The sequence below is a fragment of the Aeromonas sp. ANP5 genome, from assembly GCF_963870295.1.
GTDB lineage: Bacteria > Pseudomonadota > Gammaproteobacteria > Enterobacterales > Aeromonadaceae > Aeromonas > Aeromonas veronii.
The window spans coordinates 216,121-235,578 of sequence record NZ_CAWMRY010000001.1; the positions used below are offsets into that span (position 1 = coordinate 216,121).

The 19,458-nt window shown below is 60.0% G+C and carries 14 protein-coding genes and 1 pseudogene; 4 read left to right on the forward strand and 11 right to left on the reverse strand.

Annotated features, from left to right (window positions below):
* Position 1: 1 nt before the first annotated feature.
* The 9 genes from exeE to AACT07_RS00995 form a co-directional block, all read right to left on the reverse strand.
* Positions 2–1,507: a GspE family T2SS ATPase variant ExeE gene (gene exeE, locus AACT07_RS00955; protein ID WP_069526325.1), complete on the reverse strand. Its 1,506-nt coding sequence runs from the start codon at positions 1,505–1,507 to the stop codon at positions 2–4.
* On the reverse strand, positions 1,507–3,546 hold the full coding sequence (gene exeD, locus AACT07_RS00960; protein WP_069526326.1) for a GspD family T2SS secretin variant ExeD: 2,040 nt from the start codon (positions 3,544–3,546) through the stop codon (positions 1,507–1,509). Before exeD ends, exeE begins: the two co-directional genes overlap by 1 nt.
* A gap of 21 nt (positions 3,547–3,567) precedes the next feature.
* A complete protein-coding gene (gene exeC / locus AACT07_RS00965; protein ID WP_139123726.1) occupies positions 3,568–4,401 on the reverse strand; it encodes a GspC family type II secretion system variant ExeC in 834 nt (277 codons plus the stop codon).
* 227 nt (positions 4,402–4,628) lie between these two features.
* The gene (exeB, locus tag AACT07_RS00970) at positions 4,629–5,324 is read right to left on the reverse strand and encodes a GspB family T2SS assembly factor variant ExeB (protein ID WP_069526328.1); all 696 of its coding nucleotides are present in this window, start codon (positions 5,322–5,324) and stop codon (positions 4,629–4,631) included.
* On the reverse strand, positions 5,324–6,892 hold the full coding sequence (locus AACT07_RS00975; protein WP_069526329.1) for an ExeA family protein: 1,569 nt from the start codon (positions 6,890–6,892) through the stop codon (positions 5,324–5,326). The genes exeB and AACT07_RS00975 overlap by 1 nt, the downstream gene beginning before the upstream one ends.
* Before the next feature lie 327 nt (positions 6,893–7,219).
* On the reverse strand, positions 7,220–8,665 hold the full coding sequence (locus AACT07_RS00980; RefSeq protein ID WP_069526330.1) for an HD domain-containing phosphohydrolase: 1,446 nt from the start codon (positions 8,663–8,665) through the stop codon (positions 7,220–7,222).
* A gap of 49 nt (positions 8,666–8,714) precedes the next feature.
* The gene (locus AACT07_RS00985; protein ID WP_069526331.1) at positions 8,715–9,836 is read right to left on the reverse strand and encodes a beta-ketoacyl-ACP synthase III; all 1,122 of its coding nucleotides are present in this window, start codon (positions 9,834–9,836) and stop codon (positions 8,715–8,717) included.
* Between the two features lie 54 nt (positions 9,837–9,890).
* Positions 9,891–11,054: a vWA domain-containing protein gene (locus AACT07_RS00990; RefSeq protein WP_069526332.1), complete on the reverse strand. Its 1,164-nt coding sequence runs from the start codon at positions 11,052–11,054 to the stop codon at positions 9,891–9,893.
* A gap of 3 nt (positions 11,055–11,057) precedes the next feature.
* Complete coding sequence (locus tag AACT07_RS00995; protein ID WP_069526333.1) at positions 11,058–11,900, reverse strand: AAA family ATPase; 843 nt, start codon at positions 11,898–11,900, stop codon at positions 11,058–11,060.
* A gap of 159 nt (positions 11,901–12,059) precedes the next feature.
* Between AACT07_RS00995 and cysK the strand changes: the two genes are divergently transcribed.
* The 4 genes from cysK to crr all read left to right on the forward strand — a co-directional run bounded on the left by cysK (position 12,060) and on the right by crr (position 16,052).
* Positions 12,060–13,028: a cysteine synthase A gene (gene cysK, locus AACT07_RS01000; RefSeq protein WP_047440293.1), complete on the forward strand. Its 969-nt coding sequence runs from the start codon at positions 12,060–12,062 to the stop codon at positions 13,026–13,028.
* 440 nt (positions 13,029–13,468) lie between these two features.
* Positions 13,469–13,726, forward strand: coding sequence for an HPr family phosphocarrier protein (locus tag AACT07_RS01005; RefSeq protein WP_005338266.1), 258 nt, complete (start codon positions 13,469–13,471; stop codon positions 13,724–13,726).
* Between the two features lie 46 nt (positions 13,727–13,772).
* Positions 13,773–15,500 (forward strand): phosphoenolpyruvate-protein phosphotransferase PtsI, encoded by a 1,728-nt coding sequence (gene ptsI, locus AACT07_RS01010; RefSeq protein WP_021229076.1) that lies wholly within the window; start codon positions 13,773–13,775, stop codon positions 15,498–15,500.
* Between the two features lie 42 nt (positions 15,501–15,542).
* Positions 15,543–16,052 carry a PTS glucose transporter subunit IIA gene (crr, locus tag AACT07_RS01015; protein WP_005338264.1) on the forward strand — a complete coding sequence of 170 codons (510 nt, stop codon included), beginning with the start codon at positions 15,543–15,545 and terminating at the stop codon, positions 16,050–16,052.
* A 98-nt stretch (positions 16,053–16,150) separates the two neighbouring features.
* Here the strand turns inward: crr and AACT07_RS01020 are convergent, their stop codons facing one another.
* On the reverse strand, positions 16,151–17,083 hold the full coding sequence (locus tag AACT07_RS01020; RefSeq protein WP_069526334.1) for a GGDEF domain-containing protein: 933 nt from the start codon (positions 17,081–17,083) through the stop codon (positions 16,151–16,153).
* Positions 17,084–17,422: 339 nt separating this feature from the next.
* Positions 17,423–19,454: pseudogene (locus AACT07_RS01025) on the reverse strand (M13 family metallopeptidase).
* Between the last annotated feature and the right edge of the window lie 4 nt (positions 19,455–19,458).

The following is a 19,458-nucleotide window of genomic DNA, read 5'->3' on the forward strand; positions in this document are numbered from 1 at the left end:
CTCAATCTTCCCGGGTCACGCGCAGTACCTCTTCGAGGCTGGTCTGCCCCTTGAGAACCTTGTCGATGCCGTCACGGCGGATGCTGGGGGTGTGGCCGCGGATCAGCCGCTCAATGGCGAGCTCGCCGCTGGCGCTGTGAATGGCTTCTCGCACCGCTTCGTCGATCACCACCAGCTCGTGGATGCCGGTCCGGCCACGGTAGCCGGTGTGGTTGCACAGCTCGCACCCGACCGGACGCCACACCTGCTGATCGGGAGCCAGCTCGCTGCCCATGGCGAGGCGCTCCTGCTCGGTGATGGGGCGCGGGGCGCGGCAATCGGGGCAGAGGGTGCGCACCAGCCGCTGGGCCAGCACAGCCAAGAGCGACGAGGAGAGCAGGAAGGGCTCGATCCCCATGTCCCGCATCCGGGTGATGGCGCCGATGGCGGTGTTGGTGTGCAGGGTCGACATCACCAGGTGACCGGTCAGCGACGCCTGCACCGCAATCTGGGCGGTTTCCAGATCTCGAATTTCCCCCACCATCACCACATCCGGATCCTGACGCAGGATGGCGCGCAGGCCGCGGGCGAAGGTCATGTCCACCTTGGTGTTGACCTGGGTCTGGCCCACCCCTTCGAGGTCATATTCGATAGGGTCTTCCACCGTCAGGATGTTGCGATCCCGCGAGTTGATTTCTGACAGCGCCGCATAGAGGGTGGTGGATTTACCGGAGCCGGTCGGGCCGGTGACCAGAATAATGCCGTGGGGCTTGCGAATAAGCTCGCTGATGATGGTGCGGTTGGCCGCGGTCATCCCCAGTTGCTTGAGTTCGAGGCGCACGTTGTTCTTGTCGAGCAGACGCAGTACCACCCGCTCGCCGTAGCTGGACGGCATGGTGGATACCCGCACGTCGACGGCGCGGCCGCCGATACGCAACGAGATACGGCCATCCTGCGGTACCCGCTTCTCGGCGATATCCATCCGCGACATCACCTTGATCCGCGAGACCAGCAGTGATGCCAGCTTGCGATGGGGGCGCAGGATCTCCCGCAGCACCCCATCGATGCGAAAACGAATGACCAGTGCCCGCTCGAAGGTCTCGATATGGATATCGGAAGCCTCCTCCTTGATCGCTTCGCTCAGCATGGCGTTGATGAGACGAATGATGGGGGCGTCGTCATCGGCATCCAGCAGATCTTCGCTTTGCGGCAGCTCTTCGGCCAGGGCGAAGAAGTCCATCTCGTTGCCGAGATCTTCCATCAGCTGGCGCGCTTCGGAGGAGTCTCGCTGGTAGTGAGCCATCAGCAGCTCTTCGAAGGCCTCGTTGTCGAGCTGCTCCACCGCGAAGCTGCAACCCGCGACCCGCCGCACTTCCAGCAGGGCCTGCGGGGTGACGCCAGGGCGGCACTGCAGCACGGGGGCGCCGTCCCGCTCAATCAGGATCACCCCGAAATTGCGGGCAAAGACAAAGGGGAGCTCGGGCAGTGGCGCAGGCCCGACGCTTCCATCCAGATGGTAGGCACTCATCAGGGCTTACTCTGCACAAACGGGGTGGTGGTCTCGACAGTGCTTTGCTGTCTGCTCCGCATCTCGTTGATCTGCTTCTGGATCTCTTTTTGCAGCTCGGGCGACACCATCACATCCTGGCCATAGGCAGGCAATACCTGACGGGCGGGGGAGGTGAGATACCCCTCCTGCGAGGCGGCATTGAGCTGCTCGGCGCGGAACAGGGAGTACTTGTTGCTGGAGACACCGGTATAGACATCCGCATCACGCAAGATGGTCGGCCGGATAAAGACCATCAGGTTGCGCTTGGAGGTGGTGTTGGAGGTTGAGCGGAACAGGTAGCCCAGCACCGGGATATCGCCAAGCAAGGGCACCTTGGAGACCTGCTCCTTGGTCTGTTCGTCCATCAAACCGCCCAGCACCACGGTTTCGCCGCTTTTGACCAGCACCGCATTCTTGACGGTACGGGTATCGAAGGTGGGGCCAAGGTTGGCGGTACCGGTCGCCTGGGTCTGGGCGACGCTGGAGACCTCCTGCTCGATATTGAGCAGCACCGAATCCCCTTCGTTGATCTGCGGGGTCACCACCAGCTTGGTGCCCACCGTCTTGCGCTCGATGGTGTTGAACACCTGATCGCTGGTGGTGGAGCTTTGCGAACCGCTCTGGACCGGGACCTCCTGACCGACGTTGAAGGAGGCCTCCTTGTTGTCCATGGTGACGATACTCGGGGTGGAGAGAATATCGTTCTTGGTATTGGAGGCCAGCGCCGTGGCCAGCATGGCCCAGTCGCCGTGATAGAAGCCGGCGGCCATGCCGTTGAACTCTTTCAGCAGGCCGGCAGCGGTGTCGGTCTTGCCATTCTGGTAATCCTTGCCCGCCGCGATGGCGCTGCCGAGGGGCAGACCTGAGTTGGTGAACTGGGTACCACCGCCGTTGGCATTGCCCCACTGGACGCCAAGGGTGAGGCCGTCGCCATCCTGCATCTCGACGATGATCGCCTCCACCAGCACCTGGGCGCGGCGGATATCGAGCTTGGCCACCACCTGCTCCAGTTCGGACATCACGTCCGGCTGGGCGGTGATGACAAGCGCATTGGTGGTCTCGTCGGCTGAGATGGCCAGCTTGCCTCCGCCGATGCTGGCGCCACCTGTGGTTGCGCCGCCGCCCTTCTTGTCGGCCTCGATGCTGGAGCTAACCCCCTTGAGCACTTCGACCATGTCTTTGGCCTTGCCATATTTGAGGTAGAAGACCCGGGTGTTGCCCTGGCTTTGCAGGTCGCGGTCGAGCTGGCGCACCATCTGGATGATGCGGGCGCGCGCTTTCGGCTCACCACTCACCACCACAGAGTTGGTGCGCTCGTCGGCCACCACCTTGGGGGAGAGCAGCAGGGAGGCGGTGCCGCCCTGCGGGTTGCCATCCTTGTTGAGGTTGGTTACCAGCCGCACCATTTCACCCGCCGAGGCGAACTTGAGCTTGATGATGTCCACATCCTGATCGCCGGCGCGGTCGACCCGGTTCACCACCTCTACCAGACGATTGACCACGGCGGCGCGGCCGGTGATCAGCAGCACGTTGGAGGGCTCGTAGTGCACCACGTTGCCACCACCGGCGTTGTCGTTGAGCTGGCGCAGCAACGGCGCCAGTTCACGGACCGAGACGTTGCGCACCGGCACTACCCGGGTCACCATCTCGTCGCCGGAGCCCGGGTTGCTGCCATCCACCACCGGAATGGCGGAGGTCTTGGCATCCCGCGAGCGCAGCACCTTGAGCACCCCGTTGTCCATCGGTACCACGGCAAAGCCGTAGACGTCGAGCACGCTCAGGAAGAACTGGTAGTACTGATCCTCATTGAGCAGGTCGTAGCTGCGCACGTTGATCTTGCCGCGCACCGAGGGCTCTATGATGATGGTTTTATTGAGGTTCTTGCCCACCGTATTGATGAACTCTTCAATGTCGGCGTTCTTGAAACTGGCAGAGTATTCGGTGGCCCAAGCTGAGCCCGCCATCATCAGTGCCGCTGCGATAGTGGCCAGACGCCAGCTTTTCCCTTTAGTGGTCATTATTGGTACGACTCCAAATCATTATTCTGACAAGCGCACAAAGATGTCGAACTGTTCGCCCTGTCGCTCGACGGTCACTGTCATTTCCGTTGCGCCAGCCATCTGCTGCATCGCCTGCATGGCTTGCATGTTGTCCCGTAAATCCAGCCCGTTGATGCTGATGGCCAGGTCATTGGCCTGCAGCCCGCTCTGGTTGAAAAACTCAGGATTGCTGCCCGGATTGAGGCGATAGCCGGTCATGCGGCCATCCACCTGAACCGGTGAAATATTGAGGTAATCGGTGATCTTGCCCGGATCGGCCATCAGCTCGCTGCGCAGGGAGCCAAGGGGGGCGGAGTTGGTCTGCGGCAGCGGCTTGCCATACTCCTCGCCATCCAGCATCAGGGTCTCGTCACGGCCATCCCGCTCGATGATCACCCGATCCGGATAGACCTGCCGGATCCGCGCCTGGGTGCCGTCAATCATGTCACCGACCCCGTAGGAGTTCTGGATGCCGGACATGGCGATGATGGCGATGGATTTGGCGGGATCCGAGCTGGCCAGCACCCCGTTGAGCTGGGCATTGAGCTGGGTACGCGGCGCATTGGCGGCCACGGCGGCTTTGGCTTGCGCCTTGGGGATCGCCTTGCCAAACAGCGCCAGTCGGCTTACCTCGCCCAGTTCAAGGCGCGGGTTGCTCTGGCCGCTGACCGCTACGGCGGAGGGTTGCCACGGTTGGCTGGTTTGCGGGTTTGCCAGGGTGAGCAGACGCCAGGTGAGGGCGGCGCTCTGCTGGGCCAGTATGATCAGCAGCGCCAGAAAGGCCACCTGGGTGACTCTGGTCATGGGAAGCCGCCGGCACTGGGCCAGCAGCATGGTCAAGATGTCATCCCTGAATCGTAATGTCATATTAATCAACAAATTCCAGGTTCTGGTGCGGCTGCGTATTGTGTACGGCCAGTTGCTGTGACACAACGGGTCGGGGCGCGCCAAACCCTAAAAATGGATATTTCATCACACCGTAAACCTTTGAATGCTCACAAAAGTGGCACTCAGGTGAGGTGCATCCTGCTTGCCAGCGAACATCAGGGTACGGTACGTACTCACCCTCGCCAATCCTGCAGCGCCTTGAGGGTCACGCTCTGTCCGGCGACCTGCAGCACTATGTATTGCTGGTCGATGGTAGCGAGCACGACTCCCGGGGCGATTTCGCTCCCCTCCCGGTATTCCCGGCCATTGAGCACCACGGCCCGCTTGGCGGGGTTGGAGGAGAATACATGAGAGCCATAGCTCAGTTGCGGTACCTGCTGGCGCACCGATTGGGGTGCCGAGCCCAGCGCCATCAACTGGGCCGGTTGCACGTTGTTCTGGCCGGTGGGGTGTGGCGTCTCCTGCAATGGGGTTTCATTGAGGGCTTTCATCAGCTGCTCGGCCAGACTCAGCGCGGGGGTATTCCCCTGACTGGTCCCCTCGTTTTTGGCCACTGCTCTGGGTTGGACCACCGGCTCCGGCAGGGGCGGGGGCAGTGGACGGGTCACCATTGCCTTGGGTTCGACCCGCACGAAGGGCGGGGTGATCACCTCTTTCACCTCTACCTTCTCTTCGATGGGGCGTAGGTGGAGCAGATGCCAGCCATAGTTGGCGCCCGCCCCCAGCAGTAGGGCCAGGGGGGCCAGCAACCAGCCGATGCGGCGTGGGTTGCGCTCCTCTTCCCGGGGCATGGGCAAGCCCATGGCCGGAATATGGGCGGAGAGTTGCGGTTGCTGCGCACGGCGCAGCGCCTTGAGCAGGGTAGACATCAGGAGGCCTCCTCCAGTCTGGGCATGGGTTCACCGGAGAGGGCGTTGAGACGCAGCAGAGTGTTGCTGCCCGCGATGCCATCAGGGGTCAGCCCCTGATCTCGCTGGAACTGCTGCAGCTTGTTCTTGAGCTCGCCATCGAAACGGCGCACCTTGCGCTCGGGTTGTTGCAACGCACGGCTCAGGGCGTTGTCGAGCCACTGGATCTGGGTCTGACCGGCATTGCTGGCGATCAGGCTCACGCCCCCTTTGGGCATACGCCAGAGCAGGGTGTAGCTGCCGCCCCAGTTGTCGCTGAGCCACTGGCGATCCACTTGCCAGCTCTGGTCACCTATCATCAGGCTGGCCTTGCCCGGCCCCAGATTGACCAGGGTCGCATAATAGAGGCCGCCAGTCTGGTCAGTGAGCGTGATCATGGCGGGATACTGCAGGGCGCGCAGCTCGTCGAGGCTTGCCTCTCCCTCCTGACAGCGCAGACCGGCACGGGGCGCGTTATCGCAGGTTGCCTCGAACGGTTCTGGTTCATAACCCCAGACCCGATAGAGATTCTGCATGGCGCTGTCGGAGTCGATGGCCTGATTGATTGCCTCGGTCAGCTGCTCCTGCTGCTCGGCGGTCTCGTCGATGGTGACCGGCACCTCGACCTTGACTACCGGACGGGTGGGGAACACGCCGAAAAATTGCCAGCCCCACCAGCCTGTGGCCACCAGCAGGGCGCCTGCCAGCATCACCATCAGACCGGAGACCCAGCTTCCTTCGTCCCGCACGCCATTGACCTCGAAGGCGGCCTGGCTGATATCGCGGTGGACAATCTTGTAGCTGCCACGGGCGAAGGCGGCGATCAGGGCGCGGTCGCAGATGAGATTGATGAAACGGGGGATGCCGCCACTCAGGCGATGGAGCGTCTTGATGGCGCGCGGGGTGAAGATGGGTTGCACACACCCCGCCACTTGCAGCCGGAAGCGGATGTAAGCATCCACATCGCTGTGGGAGAGCGGCAGCAGGTGATAGCGGGCGGTAATGCGCTGGGCCAGCTGGCGCAGCAGGGGTTGGCGCAGCATCTCTTGCAGCTCTGGCTGACCGATCAGCACCACCTGCAGCAGTTTTCGTTCGTCGGTTTCGAGGTTGGTGAGCAGACGCAGCTGCTCCAGCACGCCGGGCTGCAGGTGCTGCGCCTCATCCACCAGTACCACGCTGCGCTTGCCTGCCGCCAGGTTGGCCAGCAGGTGATCGCGAATAAGGTCGAATAGCCGCTTGATCCCGGCATCTTCGAGATAGGTGAGTTGAAACTCGTCACAGATGGCGGCCAGCAGATCCCGTTCGGTCAGAGAGGGGTTGAGGATATAGGCGATCTCGGTCTCGGCGGGGAGCTGTTGCAGCAGGCAGCGGGAGACGGTGGTTTTGCCGGTGCCCACTTCGCCGGTCAGCAGCACAAAGCCGCCGCCATCCTGCAATCCATAGTTGAGATGAGCAAGGGCTTCGCCGTGGCGCTCGCTCATATAGAGGTACTTGGGATTGGGCGAGATGGAAAACGGGTGTTCCGAAAGGCCGAAGAACTGTGTGTACATGAGGGTATTCTTTTGTAGCCGACGACAGATGAAAAATGTCTCCGGATGATAGCAAACCTCGCTTTCATTGGAAGCCATCATTGGTGCCGGAGGGCAAATTGCGGCCTTTTCCTGCCATCTTGTGATCCCGGTTGCGTCATTGGCACGAATCCGGATCACAAAATGACAAAAAACAGCTGTAAATAAAGGGAAATATCAATATGGGCGCGGCGTGGCAAAGGCCGTCAGCATGGTGCTGAATCGGCGATGGTCAGACTTGTTTGTGTACACTTTATGACACCGGTTGCCCTGTCAGCCATCAGGGCAAGCTGGTCAGCATGTAATTGCTCAGTGGTGATCCTGAAACTGCGCGGCAATCTCCCTGAACTGCGCTTCGCAGGCGAGAAACGCCGCGACAATGCCGGGATCAAAATGGCTGCCGCTCCCCTTCACGATGATCTCCTTCGCTTCCTCATGGCTGAAAGCAGGTTTGTAGACCCGTTTCGAGATGAGAGCATCGTAGACATCCGCTACCGCCATCAAGCGCCCGGAGAGGGGAATCGCCTCACCCGCCAGCCCAGCCGGATAGCCGCTGCCATCCCACTTTTCGTGGTGGGTGAGGGAGATCTCCCGGGCCAGTCGCAAGAAGGAGTTGGAGCCCAGCTGCGCCTCGGCACTCGCCAGCGCATCGGCGCCGATCTGCGGGTGGCGCTTCATGATGGCGAACTCCTCGTCGGTCAGCTTGCCCGGTTTGAGCAGGATGGCATCGGGAATGCCCACCTTGCCCACATCGTGCAGAGGGGCCGACTTGAACAGCAGGTCGATGGTGGCATCATCGAGCGGATAGCGATCCCAATCGCTGCGACTGAGGTATTGCGCCAGCGCCTTGACGTAGTGCTGGGTGCGAATGATATGGGCGCCGGTCTCGTTGTCCCGGGTCTCCGCCAGCGAGGCGAGGCCGAGGATGGCCACGTCGCGGGTCAGGTTGAGCTCGTCGCTGCGGGATTTCAGCTCGCCGATCATCTGATTGGTGCTGGCGGCGATAAGGCCGAACTCGTCATCCCGGGTGACCGGCACCCGGGCGTCGAAGTCACCACACTGCACTCTGGCCATGGTGCGGGTCTGCTGGCGCAGGGATAGGCCGAGATTGCGACCATAACCGTGAATAATGAGGGCGAGATAGCAGAAGGTCACCGTCATCACGAAGGCGATCTCCCACAGGATGTAGTGCTGGGCATCGACCCTCGGCAGGCTGCGCTCCACCGTCACCAGCCACTCCAGATCCTTGTTGAACAGCAAGAAGAAGACGCCCCCCAGCAGGGTGAGGGTCGCCAGGGTAAAGAGGGTGAACTTGCGTGGCAGCGGCATGGCCAGCGGGTGGCTCAGTGCCAGGCTCTGCTCGGCTTGCCGTGTTCTGGCCCGATTCCAATCCCGCTCCAGGGTCAGGTCGGCCGCCACCAGAAAGCCGAGGGTAGTCATCCCCAGCAGCACCTTGAGGTGACTCTCCAGCGGAAAGTCGTGGGCCAGGGCGTTGTAGCCCGAGAGCAGCAGCGCTCCCAGCAGGTAGAAACCCACCTCCAGTCCAAACCCGTCCAGCCCGTTGCGCGGCAGGGGCCGCCTTGAGAGCAGCCAATTACGCACGGCGAACATGATGGCGAACGTCACCAGGGTCGGCCCCAGCAACTGGGGCAGGGTGAGACTCTCGAGAAACGGGCAAACCTGCCAGCCATAGAGACAAAATAGTGACAGGGTTACCCCGTAGTGCAGGGCGCAGCGCCCCGTGATCCTCTGCATATTCCCACCCATGTTGCTGGTTATTGTTATGTCGGCGGGAGGCCCGCCATTACAGGCGCCGTAGCAGCAGGCTACCGATGGAGTAGCCAGCGCCAAAGGAGCACAGTACGCCGCGAGCCCCCGCAGGAAGGTCGCGATTGTACAGATGAAACGCGATGATGGAACCCGCCGAGCTGGTATTACCATAGCTATCAAGAATGACCGGCGCCTCCTGCTGGCTGGCATCGTGGCCCAGCAGCTTGCGACCGATGAACTGGTTCATGGTGAGGTTGGCCTGATGGAGCCAGAGCCGGTTCAGGCTCTCGGCAGGCCAGCCCTGCTCGTCGAGCTGGTTGGCAATCTGGTCGCACACCAGTGGCAACACCTCCTTGAATACCTTGCGCCCCTGCTGGCGAAACAGCTTGTCGTCGCCGTAGCGGGTGCGCGGGCTCAGCCGGTTCAGAAAGCCGAAGTTGTTGCGGATGTTGTTGGAGTACTGGGTCACCAGCTTGCTGGCTACCAGTTGCCACGGATTGGCCACCTTGCAATCTTCCGCTCGTTCCAGCAGCACCGCGGTGCAGGCGTCGCCGAAGATAAAGTGGCTATCACGATCGCGAAAATTGAGATGCCCCGAGCAGATCTCCGGATTAACCACCAGCGCCACGTTGGCGGTGCCTGCCGCCAGCATGTCAGCGGCTGTCTTGATGCCGAAGGTGGCAGACGAGCAGGCCACGTTCATATCAAAGGCCATGCCGCTCGCCCCGAGATAGTGCTGCAGCTCGATGGCCAGCGCTGGGTAGGGGCGCGGCATGTTGGAGGCGGCCACGATCACCAAATCGATCTCGCCGGGCTCGCGACCGGCGGCGATCAGCGCCTGCTCGGCGGCAGCCACCGCCATCTCCACCATGATGGAGGGCATCTCATCGGGCCGCTCCGCCAGCAGCGGTTGCATGATGTCGGGGTTGAGTACCCCTTCGCGGCTCACCAGATAACGGCTCTTGATGCCGGACGCCTTCTCGATGAACTCGCAGCTGGAGTGCTGCTTGGCGGGGAGCTGGCCGGCGTCGATGGCGGAGGCGTTCTCCTCGTTGTAGAGATCCACATACTGGTTGAAGGCGGCCACCAGCTCTTCATTGCTGACGGCAAAGGGTGGGGTATAGAGGCCTGAGCCACTGATCACTATAGAGGTCATCTTTGCTCCTCGCCGGGTGCGTTCCCGGCTTGTCGGTTTATAGGGTAGAGAGGGTTACAGCTGGTCGATCGCCGCAGCGAGACCCGCCAGGGTCAGCGGATGCATCCGTCCGCCAACCACGTCATTCATCAGTTTGATGGAGGGATGCCAGAGCCACTCCCGGCGTGGGGTGGGGTTGATCCACACCAGTTTGGGAAAGTGCTGCTGCAAGCGGGTAAGCCACACCTGACCCGACTCCTCGTTCCACTGCTCGACACTGCCGCCCGGCCAGGTGATCTCGTAGGGGCCCATGGTGGCATCCCCCACCAGGATCACCCGGTAGTCGCTGCCGTAGGTGCGCAGCAGCCGCAGGGTATCGAACCGCTCCTCAAAGCGGCGCTCGTTATCCTTCCAGACGAAGTCGTAGAGGCAGTTGTGAAAATAGAAGTACTCCAGATGCTTGAACTCGTGGCGCAACGCAGAGAAGAGACGCTGCACCTCGGCAACGTGGGCATCCATGGATCCTCCCACATCGAAAAAGACCAACAGCTTGACCCCGTTGTGGCGCTCGGGCCGCAGCTTCACATCGAGCCAGCCCTGGCGGGCAGAACTTTTTATGGTGTCGTCGAGATCCAGCTCGTCGGGATTGCCTTTGCGCACCCAGCGTCTGAGTTTGCGCAGTGCCAGCTGGATGGCGCGCTGGCCGAGCGGTGAGTCGTCGCTGAAGTTGCGATAGTGACGGGCCTCCCACACCTTGGCCGCCTTGCCATGCTGGCCCTCTCCTCCCATGCGGATCCCTTCCGGGTGAAAACCGCCGTGGCCAAACGGGCTGCTGCCACCGGTTCCTACCCACTTGTTGCCGCCGGCGTGGCGCTCTTTCTGCTCGTTCAGCCGCTGATTAAGGGTTTCCAGCAGCTTGTCGAGTCCGCCGAGGGATTTGAGCAGCGCCTTCTCCTCTGGGCTCAACAGTCGCTCGAACTCCTTGCGCAGCCACTCCTCGGGCAGGCTTTCCGGCAGCAGGGGGATGGCGTCCAGCCCCTCATAGTATTCGGCGAAGGCGCGATCGAAGCGATCGTAGTGGGCCTCGTCTTTTACCAGCAGGCAGCGGGAGAGCTGGTAGAACTCGTCCATATCGACAGCGACCAACCGGGCTGCCAGTGCGGCGTGCAAGTCCAGCAGCTCGCGCAGGCTGCAGGGGAGCTTGTGGCGGCGCAGGTGGGTAAAAAAGTCGATCAGCATGGGTCAGTTGCCGCGCCGGGCCAGAAAGGCGAGCTTCTCGAAGAGATGCAGGTCCTGCTCGGTCTTGAGCAGGGCGCCATATAGCGCGGGCACCAGCTTGCCTGGCTCGCGGGCACGCATTGCCTCGGGGGCGATATCGTCGGCCAAGAGCAGGCGGATCCAGTCCAGTAGCTCCGAGGTAGAGGGCTTCTTGCGTAGCCCCTCTACCTCGCGCAGCTCGAAGAAGAGATCCATCGCCTCGCCAAGCAGGCTCTCCTTGGGGTCGGGGTAGTGGAGTTTGACGATGGCCTGCATCTCGGCCTTGTCGGGGAAGCGGATGTAGTGGAAGAAACAGCGGCGCAGGAAGGCATCCGGCAGCTCTTTTTCGTTGTTGGAGGTGATGATGACCACCGGCCGCTGGCGCGCCTTGACTCGTTCGCCGGTCTCGTAGACGTCGAACTCCATCCGATCCAGCTCCAGCAGCAGATCGTTGGGGAATTCGATGTCGGCCTTGTCGATCTCGTCGATCAGCAGCACAGGTCGCTGCTCGGCGCTGAAGGCCTGCCACAACTTGCCTTTACGAATGTAGTGACTGATATCGGCCACTCTGGGGTCGCCGAGCTGGGAGTCGCGCAGCCGGGCCACTGCATCATATTCGTAGAGTCCCTGTTGAGCCTTGGTGGTGGACTTGATATGCCAGGCAATGAGATCGGTGCCGAGATTGTCGGCGACCGCTTCTGCCAGCACCGTCTTGCCGGTGCCCGGCTCCCCTTTGATCAGCAGCGGTTTTTCGAGGGTGATGGCGGCATTGACAGCCATCTTCAATGCATCGGAGGCGAGATACTGGCTGCTTCCTGAAAATCCCATAACGTCGGTTCCTTTGACGATTGGCTCCCGGAGTCAGGGGCCAGAGAGAATAAGCTCTATATGTTGTAATACCATATGGTTATAACGAATAGTCACTTCTCATTCAGAAACCACAGGGTAATCTTGTTTCATCGTCGTAACAAACACAGGGATAGCACCATGAGCAAAATATTTGAGGACAACAGCCAGACTATCGGTCACACCCCGCTGGTTCGTCTCAACCGTGTTACCAAAGGCCGCGTGCTGGCCAAGATCGAGAGCCGTAATCCCAGCTTCAGCGTCAAGTGCCGGATCGGCGCCAACCTGATCTGGGATGCCGAGAAGCGCGGCATCCTGACCAAGGGTAAGGAGATCATCGAGCCCACCAGCGGCAACACGGGTATTGCTCTGGCCTTTGTCGCGGCAGCTCGCGGCTATCCCATCACCCTGACCATGCCGGCCACCATGAGCCTGGAGCGCCGCAAGCTGCTCAAGGCGCTCGGTGCCAATCTGGTGCTGACCGAAGGGCCCCTCGGCATGAAGGGGGCCATTGCCAAGGCCAACGAGATCCTCGAGTCCGAGCCGGGCAAGTATGTGTTGCTGCAACAGTTTGAAAACCCGGCCAACCCGGAGATCCACGAAAAGACCACCGGCCCCGAGATTTGGGATGCCACTGACGGCGAAGTGGATGTGTTCGTAGCCGGGGTCGGTACCGGCGGCACCATTACCGGTGTCTCCCGCTACCTGAAGAAGACCCAGGGCAAGGCGGTGGTCTCTGTCGCGGTCGAACCGGCGGAGTCGCCGGTTATCAGCCAGAAGCTGGCCGGGGAAGAGATCAAACCGGGCCCCCACAAGATCCAGGGGATCGGTGCCGGCTTTATCCCGGGCAACCTGGACCTCTCCCTCATCGATCGGGTGGAGAAGGTGACCAGCGATGAAGCCATCGAGATGGCTCGCCGCCTGATGGAGGAGGAGGGGATCTTGGCCGGTATCAGCTCCGGTGCTGCGGTGGTGGCTGCCAGCCGTCTGGCCGAGCTGCCGGAATTTGCGGGCAAAACCATAGTGGTCATCCTGCCGAGCGCGGCGGAGCGTTACCTCTCCAGCGCCCTGTTTGCCGGGGTGTTCAGCGAGCAGGAGCTGCAGCAGTAACTGATCGGAATCTTTCAAAACAGCGGCGCTCCCAGGAGCGCCGCTTCTTTATGGGCTAGACTCAACCCCTGTTAGTGTCACTTGATCCTTATTTTTTGGGGTAAAATAACAAGTTCCGGAGTGAGAAAAAAAGCAGACATTCCGCTCTAAATCTCATATCCTGTGCGGCGTCACGCGGTGTTTGCTGACTGGGTATCACAAAGTAACAAAGTGTTATTTTTCGTTATAAAATAATTTCAGGCCAGTCCTGATGCGGCTTGTAGCCCAATAACTGAAAATTGCCAACCAGCGCGCCGATTACTGCACAGAAACTTGACCTGGATTAAACCATTGCGGGTCTGCTTTCGTTACTTTACAACATATCCATACTGACACGGTGGGTCAGGTTGCTTCAAAAACGACCAATCCACCAAAAAATATCAATAATATGGGGTGAAACCATGTACGAGAAGTCTGTTGTTATTACTGCTGAAAACGGCCTGCACACCCGTCCGGCAGCTCAGTTCGTGAAAGAAGCCAAAGAATTCCAAAGCGAGATCACTGTGGTCTCCGGTGGCAAGTCCGCCAGCGCCAAGAGCCTGTTCAAGCTGCAGACCCTGGGCCTGACCAAGGGTACCAACGTAACTATCCAGGCTGACGGCCCAGATGCTCAGCAAGCTGTTGAGAAGCTGGTTGCCCTGATGGACGAGCTGGAGTAATCCAGCTTTAGATTCCTCCCCCACAGTCGTTTTAATAGGAAGGATTATGATATCTGGCATTCTTGCGTCCCCCGGTATCGCATTCGGTAAGGCGCTTCTTCTGAAAGAAGATGAAATCGTTATCAATCAGGGCAAAATCTCTGCTGACCAGATTGATGCCGAGATCAACCGTTTCCTCGAAGCTCGTACCAAGTCAGCTACCCAGCTGGAAGCCATCAAAGAGATGGCCGGTCGCACCTTCGGTGAGGAAAAAGAGGCCATCTTCGAAGGCCACATCATGCTGCTCGAAGATGAGGAGCTGGAAGGGGATATCAAATCCTTCATCAAAGAGAACAAGGCTTCCGCTGACAAAGCCATCTATGAGGTGATCGAACAGTACGCCAAGATGATGGCCGAGCTGGATGACCCTTATCTGCGCGAACGCGCTACCGACTTCCGTGACATCGGTACCCGTCTGGTCAAGAACGTACTGGGCATCGCCGTTGTCAACTTGAGCACCATCGACGAAGAGGTGATCCTGGTCGCCAAAGACCTGACCCCGTCTGAAACCGCTCAGATCAACCTGAAATATGTGCTGGGTTTCGTCACCGACATCGGTGGCCGTACCTCTCACACCTCCATCATGGCCCGCTCCCTGGAGCTGCCGGCCGTGGTAGGCACCAACGACATCACCGAGCGCGTCAAGAACGGTGACATGCTGGTGCTGGATGCGATCAACAACCAGATCATCATCAATCCGACTGCTGAACAGCTGACCGAAGCCAAGAAGTTCCAGGCTCAGTTCCAGGCCGAGAAAGATGAGCTGGCCAAGCTGAAAGATCTGCCTGCCATCACGCTGGATGGTCACCAGGTCGAAGTGTGCGCCAACATCGGTACCGTCAAGGATACCGAAGGTGCTATCCGCAATGGCGCCGAAGGCGTGGGTCTGTACCGTACCGAGTTCCTGTTTATGGACCGTGACGCGCTGCCGACCGAAGACGAGCAGTTCAAAGCCTACAAAGAAGTGGCCGAAGCGATGCCGGATCAGCCGATCATCGTGCGTACCATGGACATTGGCGGCGACAAAGAGCTGCCGTACATGAATTTCCCGAAAGAGATGAACCCCTTCCTGGGCTGGCGTGCCGTGCGTATTTTCTTCGACCGCGAAGACATCATGCACGCTCAGCTGCGGGCCATTCTGCGCGCCTCTGCCTTCGGCAAACTGCGCATCATGTTCCCGATGATCATCTCTGTCGAAGAGTTCCGTAGCCTGAAAGCTACCGTAGAGACGCTGAAGGCCGAACTGCGTGCCGAAGGCAAAGCCTTTGATGAATCCATCGAAGTGGGTATCATGATCGAGACCCCGGCCGCTGCCGTGATGGCTCATCATCTGGCCAAGGAAGTGGATTTCTTCAGTATCGGTACCAACGACCTGACCCAGTACACCCTGGCTGTCGATCGTGGTAACGAGATGATCTCCGCCATGTACAACCCGCTGTCACCCTCCGTCCTGACCCTGATCAAGATGGTTATCGATGCGTCCCACGCCGAAGGCAAGTGGACCGGTATGTGTGGTGAACTGGCTGGTGACGAGCGCGCTACCCTGCTGCTGCTGGGTATGGGTCTGGATGAGTTCTCCATGAGCGCCATCTCTGTACCGCGTATCAAGAAGCTTATCCGCAACACCAACTTCGAAGATGTGAAGGCAATGGCTGATCAAGCACTGAGCTTTGCCACCGCCGCTGAAATCGAAGCGTGCGTAGATAACTTTATTAAGCAGAAGGCAGTCTGCTAAGATCGGCTGCAAACAGCGACAAATCATCTCTAGGAGCTTTATATGGGTCTGTTTGATAAACTGAAGAAACTGGTTTCCGACGATAGCTCTGACACCGGCGGCATCGAAATCTTTGCTCCGCTGTCTGGCGAAATCGTGCCGATCGAAGATGTGCCTGACGTTGTCTTCGCCGAGAAGATCGTTGGTGACGGTATCGCCATCAAGCCGGCTGGCAACAAGATGGTTGCGCCGTGCGATGGCACCATCGGCAAGATTTTCGAGACCAACCACGCGTTCTCTCTGGAATCCGACTCCGGTATCGAGCTGTTCGTTCACTTCGGTATCGACACCGTTGAACTGAAAGGCGAAGGCTTCAAGCGTATCGCTCAGGAAGGCCAGCAGGTCAAGCGCGGCGACACCATCATCGAGTTCGATCTGGCCGTTCTGGAAGCGAAAGCCAAGTCTACCCTGACTCCGGTTGTCATCTCCAACATGGACGAGATCAAAGAGCTGATCAAAATGACTGGTGCCGTGACTGTGGGCGAGACCCCGGTTATCCGTATCAAGAAGTAATGCCCGGCTGGCTCACGCCAGTTGCGCAGTAAAAAACCGAAGCCTTGTGCTTCGGTTTTTTTATGGCCGCGAGTCGGCTTTCCTTTCTGGTTATTACTCTATTCTGTCGAAATGACAACCCGGTTACGGCCCTGATCCTTGGCCTGATAAAGGGCCCGGTCGGCCATCATCAGCAGATAGTCGATGCCCTCCTGCCCCTTCATGCTGGCACACCCCAGACTGATGGTGAGGGATAGCTGCGTCCCTTGCCATGGCAAGCGGGTGGTACTGACATGCTGGCGCAGCTGTTCGGCGCGCCGTGCCGCCTGTTCAATATCGCAACCAGGCAGGATCAGCAGGAACTCCTCTCCGCCCCAACGGGCCAGACTCTCCCCCGGCAACAGCTGGCTCGCCATGGCGTGGGCGACGGCGCAGAGCGCGGCATCGCCCGCAGGATGGCCGTAGCGGTCATTGACCTGTTTGAAATGGTCGATATCTCCCAACACCACCGAGAGGGGCTCACCTTGCAACCAAAGGGCCTGCAACTGTTGCTGGGCGCCACGCCGGTTGGTCAGTTCGGTGAGCGGATCGGTGCAGGAGAGGCGGCTCACCTCTTCCACCATGCACTGCAGGTCGTGGATATCGCGAAAGGTGACGATATGGCCATCCGGGATGGCATCGGCTCCCAGCTGGGCAGTGACGATAAACCAGCGCGACTGACCGCTCTTGCAGCGGATCAGCGCAGGCATTTCGGCGACCTCCAGCCCTTGCGACAAGCTCTGTTCCACCTGGGAGTGCCAGGAGTCGATGATGGTGCGGCGATATCCTTCATCCGGGTAGGCGACCTGAAACCAGGAGGCCATGTCCGGCAGATCGTCAAGGTTGTAGCCCAGCTGCTCAATAAAGGCTTTATTCAGGAAGCGGTGGCGCCGCTGCGGGATCATGTCGGGTGAGCAGCCATCGTGACGGGCAATGGATTCGGACACCAGAATAGGCAGCGGGATCACATCGAAGGAGCGAAACAGGATCTGTTGCAGTTCTCGGTCATTCATAGGAAAAGCAGCTCCACGATGCATCTTTTATATGCTTTACCATAGGTCAGACCAGTGTGGTGGTAAACCGATTTATGGCGGTTACGCCGCCGGTTTTTCAGCCAATGGCAAAGGCGAGAAAACGACGGAGTTGTTTGCCGTGGCCGTATCGGGTGAAAGCTGGGCAGGCTGAGGAGAAGGGGTAGAGCAAAAGGGTCAAAAAAACCCACATGGTCAGGCACATGTGGGTCGGGAAAAACCAGGCAGGGTAAAACAGACACTCCCTGTGTCGGTCATCTTCAGCTCAGGTGGAGGTGGTCCATCTGCTGGAGCTTTTCGGGCCAGGGCCCCTGCTGGTGGTCACCAAATCTTCACACGCTCGGAAGGTGGCAGATAGAGCTTGTCTCCCGGCTTGATGGCAAAGGCGCTATAGAAGGCCGGAATATTAGCGACGACGCCGTTGACCCGGTACTCCAGCGGCGAGTGGGGATCTGTCTTGAGCAGAACGGCAGCGAGCTCGGGCCGGTACTTTCCTTTCCACACCTGCGCCCAGCCGATAAAGAAACGCTGCTCGGCAGTGAAGCCATCGAGCACCGCTGGCTGGCGGTTGCCCAGGGCGAGCCGGTACGCCTTGTGGGCGATGGTCAAGCCGCCGAGATCGCCGATGTTCTCGCCAAGGGTCAGCTGGCCATTGACATGCTCCCCCTTGATGGGCTCGAAACGGTCGTACTGTTTTGCCAGTTTTTGCGCTCTGGCGGTGAACTCCTTGAGATCGTCCGGAGCCCACCAGTTGTGCAAGGCACCGTTGCCATCGAATTTGGCTCCCTGATCATCGAAACCATGGCTCAGCTCGTGACCGATGACCGCGCCGATAGCGCCATAGTTGACCGCATCATCCGCCTTCAGATCGAAGTAGGGCGGTTGCAGGATGGCGGCCGGAAAGACAATCTCGTTGTTGTTCGGGTTGTAGTAGGCGTTCACCGTCTGCGGATTGTCGAACCACTCCTCCCGATCCACCGGTTGATGGAGGCGGGCAAGGTGCTCGTTGTAACGCACTGTGGCCGCTCGCTGGGCATTGCCGACCAGATCATCGGGACGGATCTCGATTGCGCTGTAATCCTGCCACTGGTCCGGATAGCCGATTTTGACCCGTACCTTCTCCAGTTTCGCCAGCGCCTGCTGTTTGGTCGGAGCAGACATCCAGTCGAGCTCGCCGATCTCCTGGCGATAGGCGGCGATCAGATTGCGCACCATGGTCGCCATCTGTGCCTTGGCCTCGGCCGGGAAGTAGCGCTCCACGTAGAGTTTGCCCACCGCCTGACCCAGATAGTCGTCCAGCACCTCCATGGCCTGCTTCCAGGGCTCCCGCTGCCGGAGGATGCCGCTCAGGGTCGTGCCGTAGAAAGCGAAGTGCAGGGCATTGCTCTGGCTGTCGAGATAGGGCGCATAAGTACGTAGCAGATGGAACAGGCAGTAGGATTGCCACTGCGCGATGCTGGTCTCCTGCATCACGGCGGCTAGCTTCTCCAGATAGTCCGGCTCACTGACGATGATCTCCGTTTCCCCGGCGATACCGGCCTCTGTCAGGTAGCGTTGCCAATCCAGGGGGGGCAGCAACTGACTGAGGCGGGCGAGGGGCAGTTTGTTGTAGGTGAGGTTGTCATCCCGCAGCTTGACTCTGTCCCACTGCAGGCTGGCGAGGCGGGTCTCCAGCGCCAGAATGCGATGGGCCTGTTCGCTCGCCCCCTCGACGCCGGCATGGTTGAGCAGGGCGGTAATGAACTGCTCGTAGCTGGCCCGCAGTGCCTTGCTGGCGGCATCTGCTTTCAGGTAGTAGTCCCGATCCGGCAGACCGAGGCCGGATTGCTGCAGGTAGATCCCGTAGCTGTCAGGCTGCTTCTTGTCGGCCATGAACCCGATACCAAAGGGAGCTCCGCCCCCCAGCTTGTTAACCCGGGCAAAGTAGGTGGCCAGCGAGGCGCCATCATGGATGGCCATGATCTCGTCACGTAGTGGCTGAATGGGGGTCAGCCCTTTGGCATCCCGTCCGGCCTGATCCAGATAGCTGGCGTAGAGGTCGGCTATCTGCTGGCGAGGGGGTTCCGGCTTGTTGCGGGCGCTTGAGCAGCTCCTCCAGCAACACCTTGCGATCCTCCAGCGACTTGTCCGCCAGCAGATTGCCGATGGTCTGCCCCGGCAGGTCATCCGGTATTTGGGTCTGGGCCAGCCAGTTGCCGTTGACGTGGCGAAACAGATCGTCCGCCGCGCGCACGCTGTTATCCATGCTGGCCAGATCCACCCCGGAGTGGCCGCTGGTGGCACCGGCGCATGGGACGAGGCCAAGCAGGGCCAGCGCAATGAGGCTGGCGATCATGCTGCGTTGCTGTTTCATCGTG